Source organism: Rhizobium sp. SRDI969 (assembly GCF_025152725.1).
Classification (GTDB): Bacteria; Pseudomonadota; Alphaproteobacteria; order Rhizobiales; family Rhizobiaceae; genus Rhizobium; species Rhizobium leguminosarum_I.
In genome coordinates this window covers 1,820,319-1,836,233 of sequence record NZ_CP104035.1, presented here as the reverse complement: position 1 = coordinate 1,836,233, position 15,915 = coordinate 1,820,319, and the positions used below count along the sequence as shown (strand labels likewise).

Annotated in this window: 18 protein-coding genes; 3 read left to right on the top strand and 15 right to left on the bottom strand. The window is 62.2% G+C overall.

Translation table 11 applies throughout. From position 1 onward, the window contains the following. Nucleotides 1–28 precede the first annotated feature (28 nt). Nucleotides 29–253, top strand: a complete 225-nt coding sequence (locus N2A41_RS09295; RefSeq protein ID WP_260111138.1) for a hypothetical protein — start codon at nt 29–31, stop codon at nt 251–253. A gap of 101 nt (nt 254–354) precedes the next feature. On the opposite strand, the gene ntrC is transcribed toward N2A41_RS09295, so the two are convergent. From ntrC to dusB, 3 genes are read right to left on the bottom strand one after another with little or no spacing between them, the layout of a single operon-like run. After that, nucleotides 355–1,806 carry a nitrogen regulation protein NR(I) gene (gene ntrC, locus N2A41_RS09290; protein ID WP_017964172.1) on the bottom strand — a complete coding sequence of 484 codons (1,452 nt, stop codon included), beginning with the start codon at nt 1,804–1,806 and terminating at the stop codon, nt 355–357. Then, complete coding sequence (locus N2A41_RS09285) at nt 1,803–2,957, bottom strand: two-component system sensor histidine kinase NtrB (RefSeq protein ID WP_017964171.1); 1,155 nt, start codon at nt 2,955–2,957, stop codon at nt 1,803–1,805. The genes ntrC and N2A41_RS09285 overlap by 4 nt, the downstream gene beginning before the upstream one ends. After that, on the bottom strand, nt 2,954–3,973 hold the full coding sequence (dusB, locus tag N2A41_RS09280; protein WP_260111120.1) for a tRNA dihydrouridine synthase DusB: 1,020 nt from the start codon (nt 3,971–3,973) through the stop codon (nt 2,954–2,956). The genes N2A41_RS09285 and dusB overlap by 4 nt, the downstream gene beginning before the upstream one ends. A gap of 142 nt (nt 3,974–4,115) precedes the next feature. Between dusB and N2A41_RS09275 the strand changes: the two genes are divergently transcribed. Further along, nucleotides 4,116–5,336: a bifunctional 2-C-methyl-D-erythritol 4-phosphate cytidylyltransferase/2-C-methyl-D-erythritol 2,4-cyclodiphosphate synthase gene (locus N2A41_RS09275; protein ID WP_260110777.1), complete on the top strand. Its 1,221-nt coding sequence runs from the start codon at nt 4,116–4,118 to the stop codon at nt 5,334–5,336. Then, the gene (locus tag N2A41_RS09270) at nt 5,333–5,833 is read left to right on the top strand and encodes a CinA family protein (RefSeq protein ID WP_170280614.1); all 501 of its coding nucleotides are present in this window, start codon (nt 5,333–5,335) and stop codon (nt 5,831–5,833) included. Before N2A41_RS09275 ends, N2A41_RS09270 begins: the two co-directional genes overlap by 4 nt. A 14-nt stretch (nt 5,834–5,847) precedes the next feature. On the opposite strand, the gene N2A41_RS09265 is transcribed toward N2A41_RS09270, so the two are convergent. From N2A41_RS09265 to N2A41_RS09210, 12 genes are all read right to left on the bottom strand, one after another. Further along, entirely contained in the window at nt 5,848–6,300 is a 453-nt protein-coding gene (locus N2A41_RS09265; RefSeq protein ID WP_017964167.1) for a type II toxin-antitoxin system RatA family toxin, read from the bottom strand. 9 nt (nt 6,301–6,309) lie between these two features. Next, nucleotides 6,310–6,888, bottom strand: a complete 579-nt coding sequence (locus tag N2A41_RS09260) for an AAA family ATPase (RefSeq protein WP_260111119.1) — start codon at nt 6,886–6,888, stop codon at nt 6,310–6,312. A 284-nt stretch (nt 6,889–7,172) separates the two neighbouring features. Continuing rightward, the gene (lipA, locus tag N2A41_RS09255; protein WP_017964165.1) at nt 7,173–8,144 is read right to left on the bottom strand and encodes a lipoyl synthase; all 972 of its coding nucleotides are present in this window, start codon (nt 8,142–8,144) and stop codon (nt 7,173–7,175) included. Nucleotides 8,145–8,186: 42 nt separating this feature from the next. Beyond that, nucleotides 8,187–8,435 (bottom strand): GlsB/YeaQ/YmgE family stress response membrane protein, encoded by a 249-nt coding sequence (locus tag N2A41_RS09250; protein WP_260110776.1) that lies wholly within the window; start codon nt 8,433–8,435, stop codon nt 8,187–8,189. A 25-nt stretch (nt 8,436–8,460) separates the two neighbouring features. Continuing rightward, nucleotides 8,461–8,715, bottom strand: coding sequence for a GlsB/YeaQ/YmgE family stress response membrane protein (locus N2A41_RS09245; protein ID WP_003539329.1), 255 nt, complete (start codon nt 8,713–8,715; stop codon nt 8,461–8,463). Nucleotides 8,716–8,789: 74 nt separating this feature from the next. Next, complete coding sequence (gene lpdA / locus N2A41_RS09240; protein WP_260110775.1) at nt 8,790–10,256, bottom strand: dihydrolipoyl dehydrogenase; 1,467 nt, start codon at nt 10,254–10,256, stop codon at nt 8,790–8,792. A 16-nt stretch (nt 10,257–10,272) separates the two neighbouring features. Further along, nucleotides 10,273–10,854 carry a GNAT family N-acetyltransferase gene (locus tag N2A41_RS09235; protein ID WP_017964163.1) on the bottom strand — a complete coding sequence of 194 codons (582 nt, stop codon included), beginning with the start codon at nt 10,852–10,854 and terminating at the stop codon, nt 10,273–10,275. A gap of 2 nt (nt 10,855–10,856) precedes the next feature. Continuing rightward, entirely contained in the window at nt 10,857–11,498 is a 642-nt protein-coding gene (locus N2A41_RS09230; RefSeq protein WP_017964162.1) for an SGNH/GDSL hydrolase family protein, read from the bottom strand. Between the two features lie 19 nt (nt 11,499–11,517). Next, nucleotides 11,518–12,864, bottom strand: a complete 1,347-nt coding sequence (locus N2A41_RS09225) for a pyruvate dehydrogenase complex dihydrolipoamide acetyltransferase (RefSeq protein ID WP_017964161.1) — start codon at nt 12,862–12,864, stop codon at nt 11,518–11,520. 15 nt (nt 12,865–12,879) lie between these two features. Beyond that, nucleotides 12,880–14,277 (bottom strand): pyruvate dehydrogenase complex E1 component subunit beta, encoded by a 1,398-nt coding sequence (locus N2A41_RS09220; RefSeq protein WP_017964160.1) that lies wholly within the window; start codon nt 14,275–14,277, stop codon nt 12,880–12,882. Nucleotides 14,278–14,292: 15 nt separating this feature from the next. Continuing rightward, entirely contained in the window at nt 14,293–15,339 is a 1,047-nt protein-coding gene (gene pdhA, locus N2A41_RS09215; protein WP_017964159.1) for a pyruvate dehydrogenase (acetyl-transferring) E1 component subunit alpha, read from the bottom strand. Nucleotides 15,340–15,485: 146 nt separating this feature from the next. Then, nucleotides 15,486–15,806: an FtsB family cell division protein gene (locus N2A41_RS09210; RefSeq protein ID WP_017964158.1), complete on the bottom strand. Its 321-nt coding sequence runs from the start codon at nt 15,804–15,806 to the stop codon at nt 15,486–15,488. Nucleotides 15,807–15,915 lie beyond the last annotated feature (109 nt).

Genomic DNA, 15,915 nt, shown 5'->3' with positions numbered 1-15,915 from the left:
CAGGACAACTGGCACAGAAACCCGGCGAATGCATTCGACAAGCGTCGGTGCCGGCGGCGCGGATCTCGACTGGGATGTGGTCGCGGTCGGCTACAAGTTCACCGATACGATCTCGGCCGTTGCGGGATACCGCGCACTCGGCGTCGACTACGACAATGACGGCTTTGTCTTCGACGTCGTCCAGCAGGGGTCCGATCCTCGGCGTCGTTATCCACTTCTGAGTACGACGTCTGGAGCAGCAGACTGGGTTTGAACGATGAAGTCGTCCATGAAGCCCACGATTTCTCGCCAGCCCGTCGCGGCGCCAATTCTGGCATCAGGCCGCATGCCGGCCCGATGCGAGCGCGAACACACTCAGGCGGTGCGGGAACTCCTGTAGACGGAGACGCCAAGTTCCCTGATCTTCTTGCGCAAGGTGTTGCGGTTGAGACCGAGAAGATCGGCGGCCTTGATCTGGTTGCCGCGTGTCGCCGTCAGGGCTGCGAGGATCAGCGGATACTCCATTTCCGTCAGCACGCGGTCATAGAGGCCGGGCGGCGGCAGATTGTCCCCGAAGCCTGCGAAGTAGCTGCGCATGTTCTCCTCGACCGCCTGTGCGATCGTCATCGAGCCGCTGCGGATCGGCCCCTTGTCGATCGGGCTGTCAGGCACGTCGGAACGAAGTTCGGCGTCGATGATCTCGCGGGTGATGACATCCTGCGGATAGAGCGCCATCAGACGGCGGATGAGGTTTTCCAGTTCGCGGACGTTGCCCGGCCAGGCATAGGCCTTCATCAGTTCGAGCGCTTCCTGATCGAAGCGCTTGGAGCCGAGGCCTTCCTTTTCGGCCTGCTGGATGAAATGGCGCACCAGATCGGGAATGTCCTCGGCGCGATCGCGCAGCGGCGGCAGGCGCAGCGGCACGACATTGAGGCGGTAATAGAGGTCCTCGCGGAAGAGACCCTGGTTGATCGCCTGCTTCAGGTCCTTGTTGGTGGCGGCAACGATGCGCACGTCGGTGCGGATCGGCGTGCGGCCGCCGACGGTGGTGTATTCGCCCTGCTGCAGGACGCGTAAGAGCCGTGTCTGGGCGTCCATCGGCATGTCGCCGATCTCGTCGAGGAAGAGCGTGCCGCCTTCGGCCTGTTCGAAACGGCCGGTCGAGCGGGTCTGCGCGCCGGTAAAGGCGCCCTTCTCATGGCCGAAAAGTTCGGATTCGATCAGGTCGCGCGGGATCGCCGCCATGTTGATTGCAACAAACGGGCCGTTGCGGCGCTTGCCGTAGTCGTGCAGCGCGCGGGCGACGAGTTCCTTGCCGGTGCCGGATTCGCCGGTGATCATCAGCGTCAGGTCCGTCTGCATCAGCCGGGCGAGCACGCGGTAGATTTCCTGCATTGCCGCCGACCGGCCGACGAGCGGCATGCCGTCCTGCATGTCGTCTTCGAGCTTGGCGGGCTTGCGCTTCGGTTCCGCCAGCGCCCGGCCGATGATGCCGATCAGCTCGGTGAGGTCGAAGGGCTTCGGCAGATAGTCGTAGGCGCCTTTTTCCGATGCCTTGATGGCGGTCATGAAGGTGTTCTGGGCGCTCATGACCAGGACGGGCAGGTCGGGCCGCGCCTTCTTGATGCGCGGCAGCAGATCGAAGGCGTTTTCGTCGGGCATCACCACATCGGTGACGACCAGATCGCCCTCGCCCGCGGAAATCCAGCGCCAGAGGGTAGCGGCGTTGGAGGTGATGCGAACGTCATAGCCGGCGCGGCTCAAAGCCTGGTTGAGCACGGTCCGGATGGCCGCATCATCATCTGCAACGAGGATCGTGGCTGTCATCGAGAAGGTCCTGTCGAGCTTGCTATAGAAGCGTCTTCAAGCGAGGCGTCCTTCGACGCCGGCATGAGAACGCGGAATGTCGTGCGGCTGTTCTGGCTGTCGCATTCGATGATGCCGCCGTGATCGCCGATGATCTTGGCGACCAGCGCCAGGCCGAGGCCGCTGCCGTTCGGCTTGGTGGTGATGAAGGGATCGAAGAGATGCGGCAACAGATCGAGGGGGACGCCGGGGCCGTTGTCGTGGACGCAGAATTCCAGCGGCAGCGAGATCTTCTCGCGCGTGCCGGCGACCGAAAGACGGATGCCCGGGCGATAGGCGGTCGTCAGCATGATCTCGCCGTCCGGCCGATCGCCGACCGCTTCGGCGGCGTTCTTCACCAGATTGAGGAAGACCTGGACGAGCTGGTCGCGATTGGCATAGACGGCCGGCAGCGACGGGTCGTAACTCTCGGTGACGCGGATGTTGCGGGCAAAACCTGCCTTGGCGACCGCCTTCACATGATCGAGCACGGAATGGATATTGACCGGCATGCGGTCGACAGGACGTTCGTCGGAAAAGACTTCCATACGGTCGACCAGCGAGACAATGCGATCGGTCTCGTCGCAGATCAGCCGGGTCAGCGCCCGATCCTCGTCGACCGCAGACTGTTCGAGCAGCTGGGCAGCGCCGCGTATACCAGAGAGCGGGTTCTTGATCTCATGCGCCAGCATCGAGGCAAGGCCGGTCACCGAGCGGGCGGCGGCGCGATGCGTCAGCTGCCGGTCGATCTTGTCGGCCATCGAGCGTTCCTGAAAGACGATGACGACGGCGCCGGGCTCGCTGAGCACCGGGGCGACGTAGAGATCGACGAGCTTGTCCTGTCCGAGGCGGGGCGAACTCAGGTCGACGCGATATTCGTTGACCGGCGCCTTGCGCTCGCGCACCTGGTCGATGAGGGCAAGCAGCGGGCTGCCGAAAGGGATGAAGGTCGAGATGCGGTAACGCGCCAGATGCGAGGCGCTGGCACCGAAGAAGGCCTCCGCCTCCCAATTGGCGAAAACGACGAAACCGGATTCGTCGACCATGATGACCGGGTTCTGGATGGCGTTCAGTACGGCCATCGCGACGGTCCCGCCGGCGTGATCGGACGGAGATATCATATCCTTCGTCATGCCGCCTCCCGGCTGTCGACAATATTCACAGCCAGCGCATCATAAAGGCGCGCGGTGACCTCGCGCGGATCGCGCGAGGTCATGATCTCCGCCTTTTCAGCGCCTGACAGAGCCGGGGCGAAACGCTGGAGATACCAGCCAAGGTGCTTGCGGGCGTGGCGGATCGCCACCGCTTCGCCGTAGAAATCCAGCATCATCCGGTAATGTTCGACGGCGATATCGGCGATCTCCTGGCGTCGCGGCTCGGGCGCACCGGCAAGGACGCCGGCATGCCACGGTCTGCCCTGACAGCCCCTGCCAATCATCACGGCATCGGCGCCGGAGCGACGCAATATTTCCTGCGCGTCGCCAGCGGTTTCGACATCGCCATTGGCGATCAGCGGAATGGAGATCACCTCGCGTACGGCGCGGATAGCATCCCAATCGGCGCGGCCTTCATAGAATTGCATGCGGGTGCGCCCATGAATGGTCACAAGCTGGATGCCGGCGGCTTCGGCGCGACGGGCGATATCAGGCGCGTTGATGGAATTCTCATCCCAGCCGAGGCGCATCTTCAGCGTTACCGGAATGTCGACAGCCTTGACCGTCGCCTCGATGAGGCCGAGCGCCTGATCGGGCGCGCGCATCAGCGCCGAGCCGGAATAACCGCCGATCACCTTCTTTGCCGGGCAACCCATGTTGATGTCGATGATATCGGCGCCGTGATCGGCGGCGATCTTGGCCGCCTCCGCCATCCAGTGCGCCTCGCGGCCGGCAAGCTGCACCATATGCGGCCGGAAGCCGGCAGCGCTGAGCCGCGACCAGGATTCGGCGGTGTCGTTGACCAGTTCACGGCTCGCCACCATTTCTGTGACGACGAGGCCGGCGCCGAAGCGCCAGGCAAGCTCTCGATAGGGCATGTCGGTGACGCCGGACATCGGCGCCAGCACAACGCGGTTCCGCACAGACACGGGTCCGATTCGGAAAGGCGCTGCGAGGTCCTGGGAAATCAAATGATTATCTTTCGGGCATACAATAGAACTGCATTATTTTTAGCCACTATTCCCTGGCTTGCCAAGGGGGCTGGCACCGGAATTGATATTTTTCGGGCAGATGCTGGAAAAGGCCCAAGCAAGACGTTAGAGCACTCCGGTCAATTCCGCATAATTTAGGGGATTTATGCTGCAAATGCCTTCTAAGCAACCGATATCGGCTGGAATTGTCATCGTTGCCGCCGGCCGCGGCGAGCGCGCAGGATCCTCCAAGGAAGGCCCCAAGCAGTATCGCATGATCGGCGGCAAACCGGTTATCGTGCATACGCTTGAAAACTTCATGACATGGGAAGCGGCAACTGAGATCGTCGTGGTCATTCATCCCGATGACGAGGCGCTGTTTGCGAGAGCCTTCCGCCACATCATCTCGGCAACGCCCATCGAAACGGTGCATGGGGGTGCAACGAGGCAACAATCCGTCCTGGCAGGCCTCAGATACCTCAAGGACAAGCACATCAGTCACGTGCTGATCCATGATGCCGTGCGACCTTTCTTCGACCATGTGCTGCTCGATCGCATTGCCGCGAGCCTTCGCGCCGGAGCCCAGGCGGTCCTGCCGGCGATCCCGGTCACCGACACGCTGAAACGCGCCGATAATGCCGGCACCGTGCTGACCACGGTGTTCCGCGAGCATCTCTACGCGGCGCAGACGCCGCAATCCTTCGCCTTCGAAACGATCCTCGAGGCGCATGAGAAGGCAGCCGCGAGCGGTCGAGGCGATTTCACCGACGACGCCTCGATCGCCGAATGGCTGGGCATTCCGGTGACAATCGTCGAGGGCACGGCCGACAACGTCAAGCTGACGGTCAAGAACGATATTGCCATGGCCGACGACAAGCTGTCGACGTCGCTGCTTCCGGACGTGCGCACCGGCAACGGCTACGACGTGCACCAGCTCGTCGCCGGCGATGGCGTGACGCTCTGCGGCGTGTTCATTCCGCATGACCAGAAGCTGAAAGGACACTCCGATGCCGACGTTGCGCTGCATGCGCTGACGGACGCGCTGCTCGCCACCTGCGGCGCCGGCGATATCGGCGATCATTTTCCGCCGTCCGACCCGCAATGGAAGGGGGCAGCCTCGCGGATATTCATCGAATATGCCGCCCGGATCGTGCGCGAGCGCGGCGGCACGATCATGAATGCCGACGTCTCGCTGATCGCCGAGGCGCCGAAAGTCGGCCCGCATCGAGACGCCATGCGGGCGAAACTGTCGGACTATCTCGGAATCGATATCGAGCGCTGCTCGGTCAAGGCGACGACCAACGAGACGATCGGCTTCGTCGGCCGACGCGAAGGCATCGCGGCGATCGCGACTGCCACCGTCGTCTATCGCGGGAGGAAAGGATGAGCCTTTTTCCTCAAGATATAATTTCCACGGCGGAGGCGATCATCCGTGACTTCACGGCTGCAGGGCTGATGGTCTCGACCGCCGAATCCTGCACCGGCGGCCTGATCGCCGGGGCGCTGACGGAGATTTCGGGTTCGTCCGCCGTCGTCGACCGCGGCTTCGTCACCTATACGAATAGCGCAAAGATCGAGATGCTCGGCGTGCAGGCGGAAACGCTCTCGCGCTTCGGCGCGGTCTCGGAGGAAACGGCGCGGCAGATGGTGCATGGCGCCCTCTTCCGCTCACGCGCCGAGATCGCCGTCGCCGTCACAGGCATTGCCGGCCCCGGCGGCGGATCCGCCGAAAAGCCGGTCGGCCTCGTGCACCTCGCCGCCAAATCGCGCGCCGGCGCGCTCATCCATCGGAAAATGCACTATGGCGATATCGGCCGCAGCGAGGTTCGGCTAGCGACGATCAGGACGGCGCTGGAGATGGTGCGCTCGCTTCTTGCTGCCTGAGGCCGGTTCGCTCATCAAGCCGGTGTGTAGATCCTGTTTGCCCTGGTCTCGAAGGCTTCGGTGAACATGCGGAAGGCGCGGTCGAACATCGAGCCCATCAACGCGCCGAGAATACGGCTCTTGAACTCGTAATCGATGAAGAAATCGACGGTGCAGCCGCCGGACGGCGTCTCGGCGAAATGCCAGCGATTGTCGAGATATTTGAACGGGCCATCGATATATTTGACCTCAATGACGTGCTCGGCCCGGTTCAGCAGCACCTGGGTCGTGAAGGTCTCGCGGATCGCCTTATAGCCGACCGTCATGTCGGCGACGAGCAGGATCTTGCCGTCGCGCTCCTTGCGGCTCCTGATGGCGAGCGCTTCGCAAAGCGGCAGGAATTCCGGATAGCGCTCGACGTCGGCGACGAGGTCGAACATCTGCTCGGGCGAATGCGGGACGGGACGGTGTGTTTCGAATTGCGGCATAGTCGGCAATTAAGCGGGCCGGCCGAGAAGATCAAGAAGCTCGCGCATCTGGCGGCGGGATTTTAGCTGAAGAACCGGCACGTCGGGGCCGTGCTCGGCGATGCCGGCGACATGATCCAGAAGCGCTGCTTCGATCAAGGGGGCGGCATCCCGCTCGAAATTCCAGATATAGGCGAGCGCCTCCAGCGAGAGGCGTTCGGGACACCCGACAGGCAGTTCGGGGCGGTTGCGCCCGAAATAACGGAACGCTCTCGATATGGCGCCGTAAAGGCATGCATATCTCGGTAGCCGAAGCCAAATGACGGCGTCGGCGCGTGGCAGGCGAAGATCGAAGGAGTTCAGCCCGGTTCCATCCATGATCCAGCGCTCTTCCGCCACGGCCTTGGCGATCAGGCGGTCGATCTCGTCGCGCGGCCTCTTTCTCCAGCCCGGCAGCCAGTAAAAGTCGCGGTCCATGGAGATATAGCCAAGGCCGAGCGCTCGCGAAAGCCGCTTTGCGAGCGTGCTCTTGCCGCTACCGGGGCAGCCAATCACCAGGATGCGGTCGGCTTCGATCAGCGTCGACTTCAAACCGAATTTGACCTTCATCATCGCCCTCAAGATACGACACCTCGGCCGAGGAGAACGGCGAGGCCGGCCCCTCATCCGCCTGCCGGCACCTTCTCCCCGCTTGCGGGGCGAAGGGATTATGCCGCGACCTCTCCGTCCCTCGCCCACTTCTCGCAGGGCACGTCCCCTCGCCCCGTTTACGGGGAGAGGGTTAGGGTGAGGGGCAGCCATTGGCGCGAACAGGGCAACCGCGGCACCAGCTCGAGCAGCCGAAGCATGGTTGGTCGACTTTATCAGCAGTCTGATAAAGCAAGCGCCAAATCTCACTCAGCGGCGATCAGCAGCTTCTTTTCGCGCGCCGCCCGCAGCCGGGCGAAGTCGTCGCCGGCATGGTGGGAAGAGCGGGTCAGCGGGCTGGAGGCGACCATCAGGAAGCCCTTGCTGTAGGCGACCGTCTCGTACGACTTGAACTCGTCGGGAGTGACGAAGCTTTCGACTTTGTGGTGCTTGCGGGTCGGCTGCAGGTACTGGCCGATCGTCAGAAAGTCGACATCGGCGGTGCGTAGATCGTCCATCAGCTGCAGGACTTCGTTTCGCTCTTCGCCGAGACCAACCATGATGCCCGATTTGGTGAACATGGTGGGATCGAGTTCCTTCACCCGCTGCAGCAGGCGGACGGAATGGAAGTAGCGGGCGCCAGGACGAACCGTCAGATAGTTGCCGGGCACCGTTTCCATATTGTGGTTGAAGACGTCGGGTTTGGCAGCGACGACGCGTTCCAGCGCACCCGGCTTTTTCAGGAAATCGGGCGTCAGGATCTCGATCGTCGTCATCGGCGAGGCGGCACGGATTGCCCAGATCACCTTTTCGAAGTGTTCGGCGCCGCCGTCCTCCAGGTCGTCACGGTCGACCGAGGTGATGACGACGTGGCTGAGGCCCATCTGCTTGACCGCCTTGGCGACATTCTCGGGCTCGGCCATATCGAGCGCATTCGGCTTGCCGGTGGCGACGTTGCAGAAGGCACAGGCGCGGGTACAGATCTCGCCCATGATCATGAACGTCGCGTGCTTCTTGTCCCAGCACTCGCCGATATTCGGGCAGCCGGCCTCCTCGCAGACGGTGACAAGCTTATGCTCCTTCACGATCGCGCGCGTCTCGGCATAACCCTTGGAGGTCGGCGCCTTGACGCGAATCCAGTCCGGCTTGCGCATGACTTCCGTGTCCGGCCGATGCGCCTTCTCCGGATGCCGGACGCGCTTGGCGTCGGGATTGATCGTATCGAGGATGGTCACCATTGCAGTTTCAGCTTTCTACCGCCCTATGCGGCAAATCCAGATCTAGCGCCGCACCAGCCGCGCAAGGAATATCAACAAGCAGGCGCCGAGGAAACCCGTCACGAAATAGCCGAGCCGTCCGCCGACCACCTCAACGTGGAACTGTGCAAGGACGGCGCTTGCGACGACCGAGCCGAGAATGCCGAGCACGATATTCAGGAAAATCCCGTATCGCGCTTCCATCAGCTTGCCGGCGAGCCAGCCCGCAAGTCCGCCGATGATGATTGCCGAAATCCAGCCGACGCTTTCCATTCTTACTCTGCCCCTCAGTTGCGCTTCAAGCGACCGCCCTCGCGATCAGAACCACGATGATGGCGCCGACCGTGGCGTGGATGATCTGCACCACCAGCGCGTTTTCAATGCCCAGCGAAATGCCGAGCGCGCTGAACAGATAGCCGCCGACGAAGGCGCCAATGATGCCGCTCAGCAGGCATCTTATCAGCCCGCCGCCACCGACGACCAGGCTTGCGAGGAAGCCTGCAACCAGGCCGATCAGCAAAAACACCAGCAACGCCTGCGTCTCCATAGACATGATGATTTCCTTTCGTTTTTTCCATCCTCAGCGTGGCTTTCCACTCCGGACATAGAGGGCGGGATGGGAAATTATCAAGCGTTCAGGACGCGACCGTAAGCATCGAGCACCGCTTCCTTCATCGATTCCGACACGGTCGGATGAGGGAAGATCGTGTGCATCAGTTCTTCCTCGGTCGTCTCGAGATTCATCGCGACGACGAAGCCTTGGATGAGCTCGGTGACTTCGGCGCCGACCATGTGGGCGCCGAGCAGCTCGCCGGTCTTCTTGTCGAAGATCACCTTGCAGAGGCCCTGATCCTCGCCGAGCGCGATCGCCTTGCCGTTTGCAGAGAAGGGGAAGCGGCCGACGCGGATGTCGCGGCCCAGTTCCTTGGCTTTTGCTTCGGTGACACCGACGGAGGCGACCTGCGGCTGGCAATAGGTGCAGCCCGGCACCTTGCCCTTGTCTGTGGGATGAACGTTCGGGAGGCCGGCGATCTTTTCGACGCAGACGACGCCCTCATGCTCTGCCTTGTGGGCCAGCATCGGTGGGCCGGCGACATCGCCGATCGCATAGATGCCGGCGACATTGGTCTTGCCATAGCCATCGATGACGACGCAGCCGCGGTCGGTCTTGACGCCGAGCGCCTCGAGACCGAGGTTTTCGATATTGCCCTGAACGCCGACGGCCGAAATCAACCGGTCCGCGGTGATCTGCTGCACCTTGCCATCAGCCGTCTCGACGTGAGCGGTGACGCTGTCGGCGGCCTTCTCGACCTTGGTGACCTTGGCGCTGGTGAAGATCTTGAGCCCGCGCTTTTCAAGCTGCTTGCGGGCGATCGCGGTGATCTCGGCATCCTCGACCGGCATGATGGTCGGCATGACTTCGACGACCGTGACGTCGACGCCCATCGAGCGATAGAAGCTGGCGAATTCGATGCCGATCGCGCCAGAGCCCATGACGATCAGCGACTTCGGCAGAACATCCGGCTTCAGAGCCTCGAAATAGGTCCAGATCAACTCGCCATCCGGCTCGATGCCGGGCAACGCGCGGGGACGGGCGCCGGTGGCGATGATGATGTGCTTTGCGCTATAGGTTCCCTCGCCGCCCTTGACGTTCTTCGGCAACGGATGCTGCGGCTCGACAACCGGCTTCGACGACTTGCCGACGACCACCTCGCCCGCCTGGGTCCCGGTCGAAGCCTTGGTGATTTTCGCCTCGCCCCAGATGATGTCGATCTTGTTCTTCTTCATCAGGAAGCCGACGCCGGCATTCAGACGGGCGGAGACTGCGCGCGAGCGGCCGACGACGGCCTTGGCATCCGCCTTGACCGTGCCTTCGAGAACGAGGCCGTAATCCTTGAAATGATTGGCATGGTCGAGCACCTCGGCCGAGCGCAGCAGCGCCTTTGTGGGTATGCAGCCCCAGTTCAGGCAGATGCCGCCCATATGCTCGCGCTCGACGATCGCGGTCTTGAGGCCGAGCTGGCTGGAACGGATGGCGGCGACATAGCCGCCGGGACCCGAGCCGATGATGATGACGTCGTAGGATTCAGCCATGTATTTCCTGCCTTTGTTACGCTGCGCTGCGGGTCATGAGCACCCACGCGTGTCTCTTGCTGTTTTCGAAGAGCGGCACGGCATCGGCGCGCGCAGCCTCCAGGAATCCGTTTCTTTCATAAAGCGACAAAGCCGCTTCGTTGTCGCTGGCGGTGATCAGGCTGACGGGCCGCCGATCGGCCCTTTCGATCTGGTCGTCCAGCAGCCTGCGTCCGATGCCGATGCCACGCAGATGGCGATAGACGCCGAGACTGCCGATGAACCAGCTTCCCACAACCGTTTTCTGCAAGGCGAGCATCGGTGCGGTCGCCGGAATCGTCGCCTCGATATCACCTATCCCCTCACTCAGCGCATGGCCGATCGCCACACCAGCGACCTCGCCATAGGCCTCGGCAATGACGGCATCCCGCCAGCCGCCGACAGCTTCCTCCTCGCCCATCTTCAGCCGGCCCCGCTCCAGCGGCGTGTCGCTCACGCCGTTTTCCACACCGGCAAACCAAAGCCAGGATGCAAAACCGCGCGACGCGATATCCGCCAGAATCGCCAGCTCCGAGGCATCCCGCCGTGAGGCCTGCCGGAGGGCGATGAAGGAGGTCATGCTCAGATCCCCAGCATCATCCGCACGATCGATTCCAGCCCACGGCCGAGCGCACGCGTATTCTCCGCATCGAGATGGATGCCATCGATCGGTGTGGTCTTGGCGACGGAATTGCCGTCGAAGAAACCACAACCGAGTTCGTCGGCAAGATCACGATAAAGCGTTGCAAGTTTTGCCGATTCCTCGATGCCGCCGGGGAACGACGCGGCGAAAGGCACATTGCCCGTCGCGCGGATCGCCGGCGGCGCCACGATCAGAATCTCCGGCCCATCGAATTCGAAGGGCCAGGCGTGATTGCGGATCAGCCGCACGAGCCGGCTGATGCCCTGGCATGCGGCAAAGGCCGAACCCGCCACAACCGGCTTCATGTCGTTGGTGCCGAGCAGAAGGACAACGAGGTCGAGCGGCGCATGCGACTGCAGGATCGTCGGCAGGATGCGCGCCCCGTTGCGGTCGCAATCGGCGAGATGGTCGTCGAAAGCGGTGGTGCGACCGTTCAGGCCTTCGGCGATGACGCGGGCCTCACCGCCGAGCGCTGCCTGAAGCACGCTCGGCCAGCGATTCTTGTAGTCATGACGGCCGATCGTCTCGGCGTCATAACCCCAGGTCAGCGAGTCACCATAGCAAAGAACGGTCTTGGTCATTTCCGTCTCCGCGTCGCTATCAGACAAGCATGCCCATCGGGTTCTCGATGTAGCCCTTGAAGGCTTGGAGTAGCTCGGCGCCGAGCGCGCCGTCGACACAGCGATGGTCGGTCGAGAGCGTGACTGACATCACGGTGGCGATCGCCATTTCGCTCTTCTTGACGACAACCCGCTGTTCGCCGGCACCGACCGCGAGGATCGTCGCATGCGGCGGGTTGACGACGGCTGCGAAGTTCTTCACGCCCATCATGCCCATGTTGGAGACGGAGCTGGTGCCGCCCTGATATTCCTCAGGCTTCAGCTTGCGGTCCTTGGCCCGCTTGCCGAGATCGCGCATCTCGTTGGAGATCGTCGACAGGGTCTTTTCCTCGGCCTTGCGGATGATCGGCGTGATCAGGCCGCCGGGGATCGAGACAGCAACGCCGACATCGGCGTGCTTGTGCTTGACCATGTTGCTGTCGGTCCAGGAGACGTTGGCATCCGGAACGTCGCGCAGCGCCAGCGCCATGGCCTTGATGACCATGTCGTTGACCGAGAGCTTGTAGGCCGGAGCGTTGTCCTTGCGCGGAGCCGCATCGTTCAGCTGGGCGCGTAGCGCCAGCAACGCATCGAGCTCGCAATCGAGGCTGACGTAGAAATGCGGGATCGTCTGCTTGGACTCGACCAGGCGCCTGGCGATCGTCTTGCGCATGCCGTCATGCGGCACGAGCTCGTAGGAGCCTGGTTCGAAGAGCTTGAGCACGGCTTCTTCGGACGCGCCTTTCGGTGCAGCGGCGGCCGGAGCCGGCGCGGCGGGCGCGGATACGGGCGCAGCAGCCTTGGCGCCACCGCCGGCGACGGCGGCTTCGATGTCGCTCTTGACGACGCGGCCATGCGGGCCGGAGCCCGCGACTGCCGAAAGGTCGATACCGGCTTCCTTGGCCAGCCTGCGAGCGAGCGGCGAAGAGAAGGTGCGGTTGCCATCGGACGAAACCGAGGCGGGTGCGGCGGTGGCTACAGGTGCCGCAGCCGGAGCAGACTGGGCCGGAGCCGGTGCAGCCTCGGCTTTCGGTGCGGCTGCACCGTCAGTTTTCGGTGCCGGAGCGGCGGAACCCGCACTGCTTGCGGCAGCGGAGACATCCTCGCCATCGGCGGCGAGAACCGCGATCAGCGCATTGACCTTGACGCCTTCGGTGCCGGCGGCAACGACGAGCTTGGCGACCGTGCCTTCATCGACGGCTTCGACTTCCATCGTCGCCTTGTCGGTCTCGATCTCGGCGATCACATCGCCAGACTTGACCTTGTCGCCTTCCTTGACCAGCCATTTGGAAAGATTGCCTTCCTCCATGGTCGGAGAGAGGGCGGGCATCGTGATATTGATCGGCATCGAAACACCCTCCCCTTATTTGTAGCAAACAGCCTTCACCGCATCGACCACTTCGCCGACGTTCGGAAGGGCGAGTTTTTCGAGATTGGCGGCGTAAGGCATCGGAACGTCCTTGCCTGCGATCGTCAGGATCGGCGCATCGAGATAGTCGAAGGCCTGCTGCATGACGCGGGTGGCGATTTCGGTGCCGACGGAGGACTGGGGATAACCCTCCTCGACGGTGACCAGACGGCCGGTCTTCTTCACCGATTCGATGACAGTCGGCAGGTCCATCGGGCGGATGGTGCGAAGGTCGATCAGCTCGACGTCGATGCCGATCTTCTCGAGTTCGGCGACAGCCTTGGTGGCATAGCTCATGCCGATGCCGAAGGAGACGACCGTGACGTCCTTGCCCGGACGATGGACGCGGGCCTTGCCGATCGGCAGCACGAAATTGTCGAGCTTCGGCACGTCGAAGTGCTGACCGTAGAGAATTTCGTTTTCGAGGAAGATGACCGGGTTCGGATCGCGGATCGCAGCCTTCAGCAGGCCCTTGGCGTCGGATGCCGTATAGGGCATGACGACCTTCAGGCCGGGGATGGCGCTATACCAGGCAGCATAATCCTGGCTGTGCTGGGCGCCGACGCGAGCGGCTGCACCATTCGGACCGCGGAAGACGATCGGAGCGCCCATCTGGCCGCCGGACATATAAAGCGTCTTGGCGGCGGAGTTGATGATCTGGTCGATCGCCTGCATGGCGAAGTTGAAGGTCATGAACTCGACGATCGGCCGAAGGCCGGCCATGGCTGCACCGACGCCGACGCCGGCAAAGCCATGCTCGGTGATCGGCGTATCGACGACGCGGCGGGGTCCAAATTCCTGCAGCAGCCCCTGCGTGACCTTGTAAGCGCCCTGGTATTCGGCGACTTCCTCGCCCATGACGAAGACGTTTTCGTCGGCGCGCATTTCCTCGGCCATGGCGTCGCGTAGCGCTTCGCGCACGGTCGTCGACACCATTTCGGTGCCGGCCGGGATTTCCGGATCGTTCTGCACCTGGGCTTTCGGCTCGGCCGGAACGGGTGCGGATGCCGGAGTTGCGGCAGCCGGCTTTTCCTCTTGCGCGGCCTGCGGTGCAGCAGCAGGAGCCGGCGCTGCTGCCGGAGCGGACGCAGACATGTCGGATGCGGATTCACCGTCCTGCAGGAGAACGGCGATCTTGGCGTTCACCTTGACGCCTTCGGTTCCGGCAGGAACCAGAAGCTTGCCGATGACGCCTTCGTCGACGGCTTCGACTTCCATCGTCGCCTTGTCGGTTTCGATTTCGGCGATCACGTCGCCTGAGGTGACCTTGTCACCTTCCTGCTTCAGCCATTTGGACAGTGTGCCTTCTTCCATGGTCGGAGAGAGGGCGGGCATGAGGATATCGATAGGCATGGGTTCCCTCCCCGATTAGAGCAGAATGTCGGTATAGAGCTCGGATACATCCGGCTCCGGATCGGCCTGGGCGAAGTCGGCGCTGTCGGCGACGATGTCGCGGACATCCTTGTCGATCGCCTTCAGATCGTCTTCGGAAGCCCAGCCCTTGTCGACGAGGCGTGCCTTCACCTGTTCGATCGGGTCATGCTCGGAGCGCATCTTCTGCACCTCGTCCTTGGAGCGATACTTCGCCGGGTCGGACATGGAGTGACCGCGATAACGATAGGTCAGCATTTCGAGAATGATCGGGCCCTTGCCGGAACGGCAATGTTCGAGCGCTTCGTCGGCGGCCGCCTTGACGGCGCGGACGTCCATGCCGTCGACCTGAATGCCGGGGATGCCGAAGCCGGATCCGCGAAGCGAATAGTTCGACTGCGCGGTGGCGCGGGCGGTCGAGGTGCCCATGGCGTAACGGTTGTTCTCGACGATATAGACGATCGGCAGCTTCCAGAGAGCCGCCATGTTGAAGCTCTCGTAGACCTGGCCCTGGTTGGCAGCGCCGTCGCCGAAATAGGCAATGGAAACATTGTCGTTGCCGCGGTAGCGGTTTGCGAAGGCAAGACCCGTTCCGAGCGAGACCTGGGCGCCGACGATGCCGTGACCGCCGTAGAAATGCTTCTCTTTCGAGAACATGTGCATCGAGCCGCCCTTGCCGTGGGAATAGCCGCTGCGACGCCCGGTCAGTTCCGCCATGACGCCGCGCGCTTCCATGCCGGTTGCCAGCATATGGCCGTGGTCGCGATAGGCGGTGATGACCTGGTCGCCTTCCTTCTGCGCCATCTGCATGCCGACGACGACAGCTTCCTGACCGATGTAGAGGTGACAAAAGCCGCCGATGAAGCCCATGCCGTAAAGCTGACCGGCCTTCTCCTCGAAGCGGCGGATCAGCAGCATCTCGCGATAGGCCTTCAGCTCTTCATTGCGATCGAAGTCGGCTACCGGGCCGCCATTCGATGCTTTGGCTGCCGGTTTTGCTGCAGTTTTGCGGCTGGAAACGGTCGCGGTCTTTCGCGGCGCCATTCAACCCTCCCTATGGGTTTGTCGTTTCTTGGTGGCGCGTACCATAGGGAAGAAACATGACCACAGCAATGCCATAATTGCATGGCTCGTATTCAGTGCTAAGCTACTGGAAATAAGTATGAAAATTCCAATGAACCTGTTTTCGGTTAATTGGAATAATGGTTGAAGACGACGATCTCGTCCGCACGCGACATGTTGAGCTGATAACGCGCTTTTTCGTCCAGCATATCCTTGTCGAGCGAACCGTCACTCAGCAGCGCGACCTGATTTTCCAGATGTTCGCGCTTCGCCTTCAAGACTGCAAGCTCTTTTTCACGCGCAACACGCTGATGCTCGAACGTCTCCGTCGCGCGCAGGCCGTAATCGCCATGGATGCAATGATAACCGAAATAGGAAAGGAAGGCGACCGTCATGGCCGGAATGACGAAGCGACCGATCTTTCTCTTCTTATGATGCTTTGTCCACATACACGCATGCTCTTGAACGCATTACCAATTCGTTCAATCTAGCGCGCAGAGATTAACCGTTCGTTGACTCAAAAAATCGGGCAATAAAAAACCCGCGCCGGTGAACTGA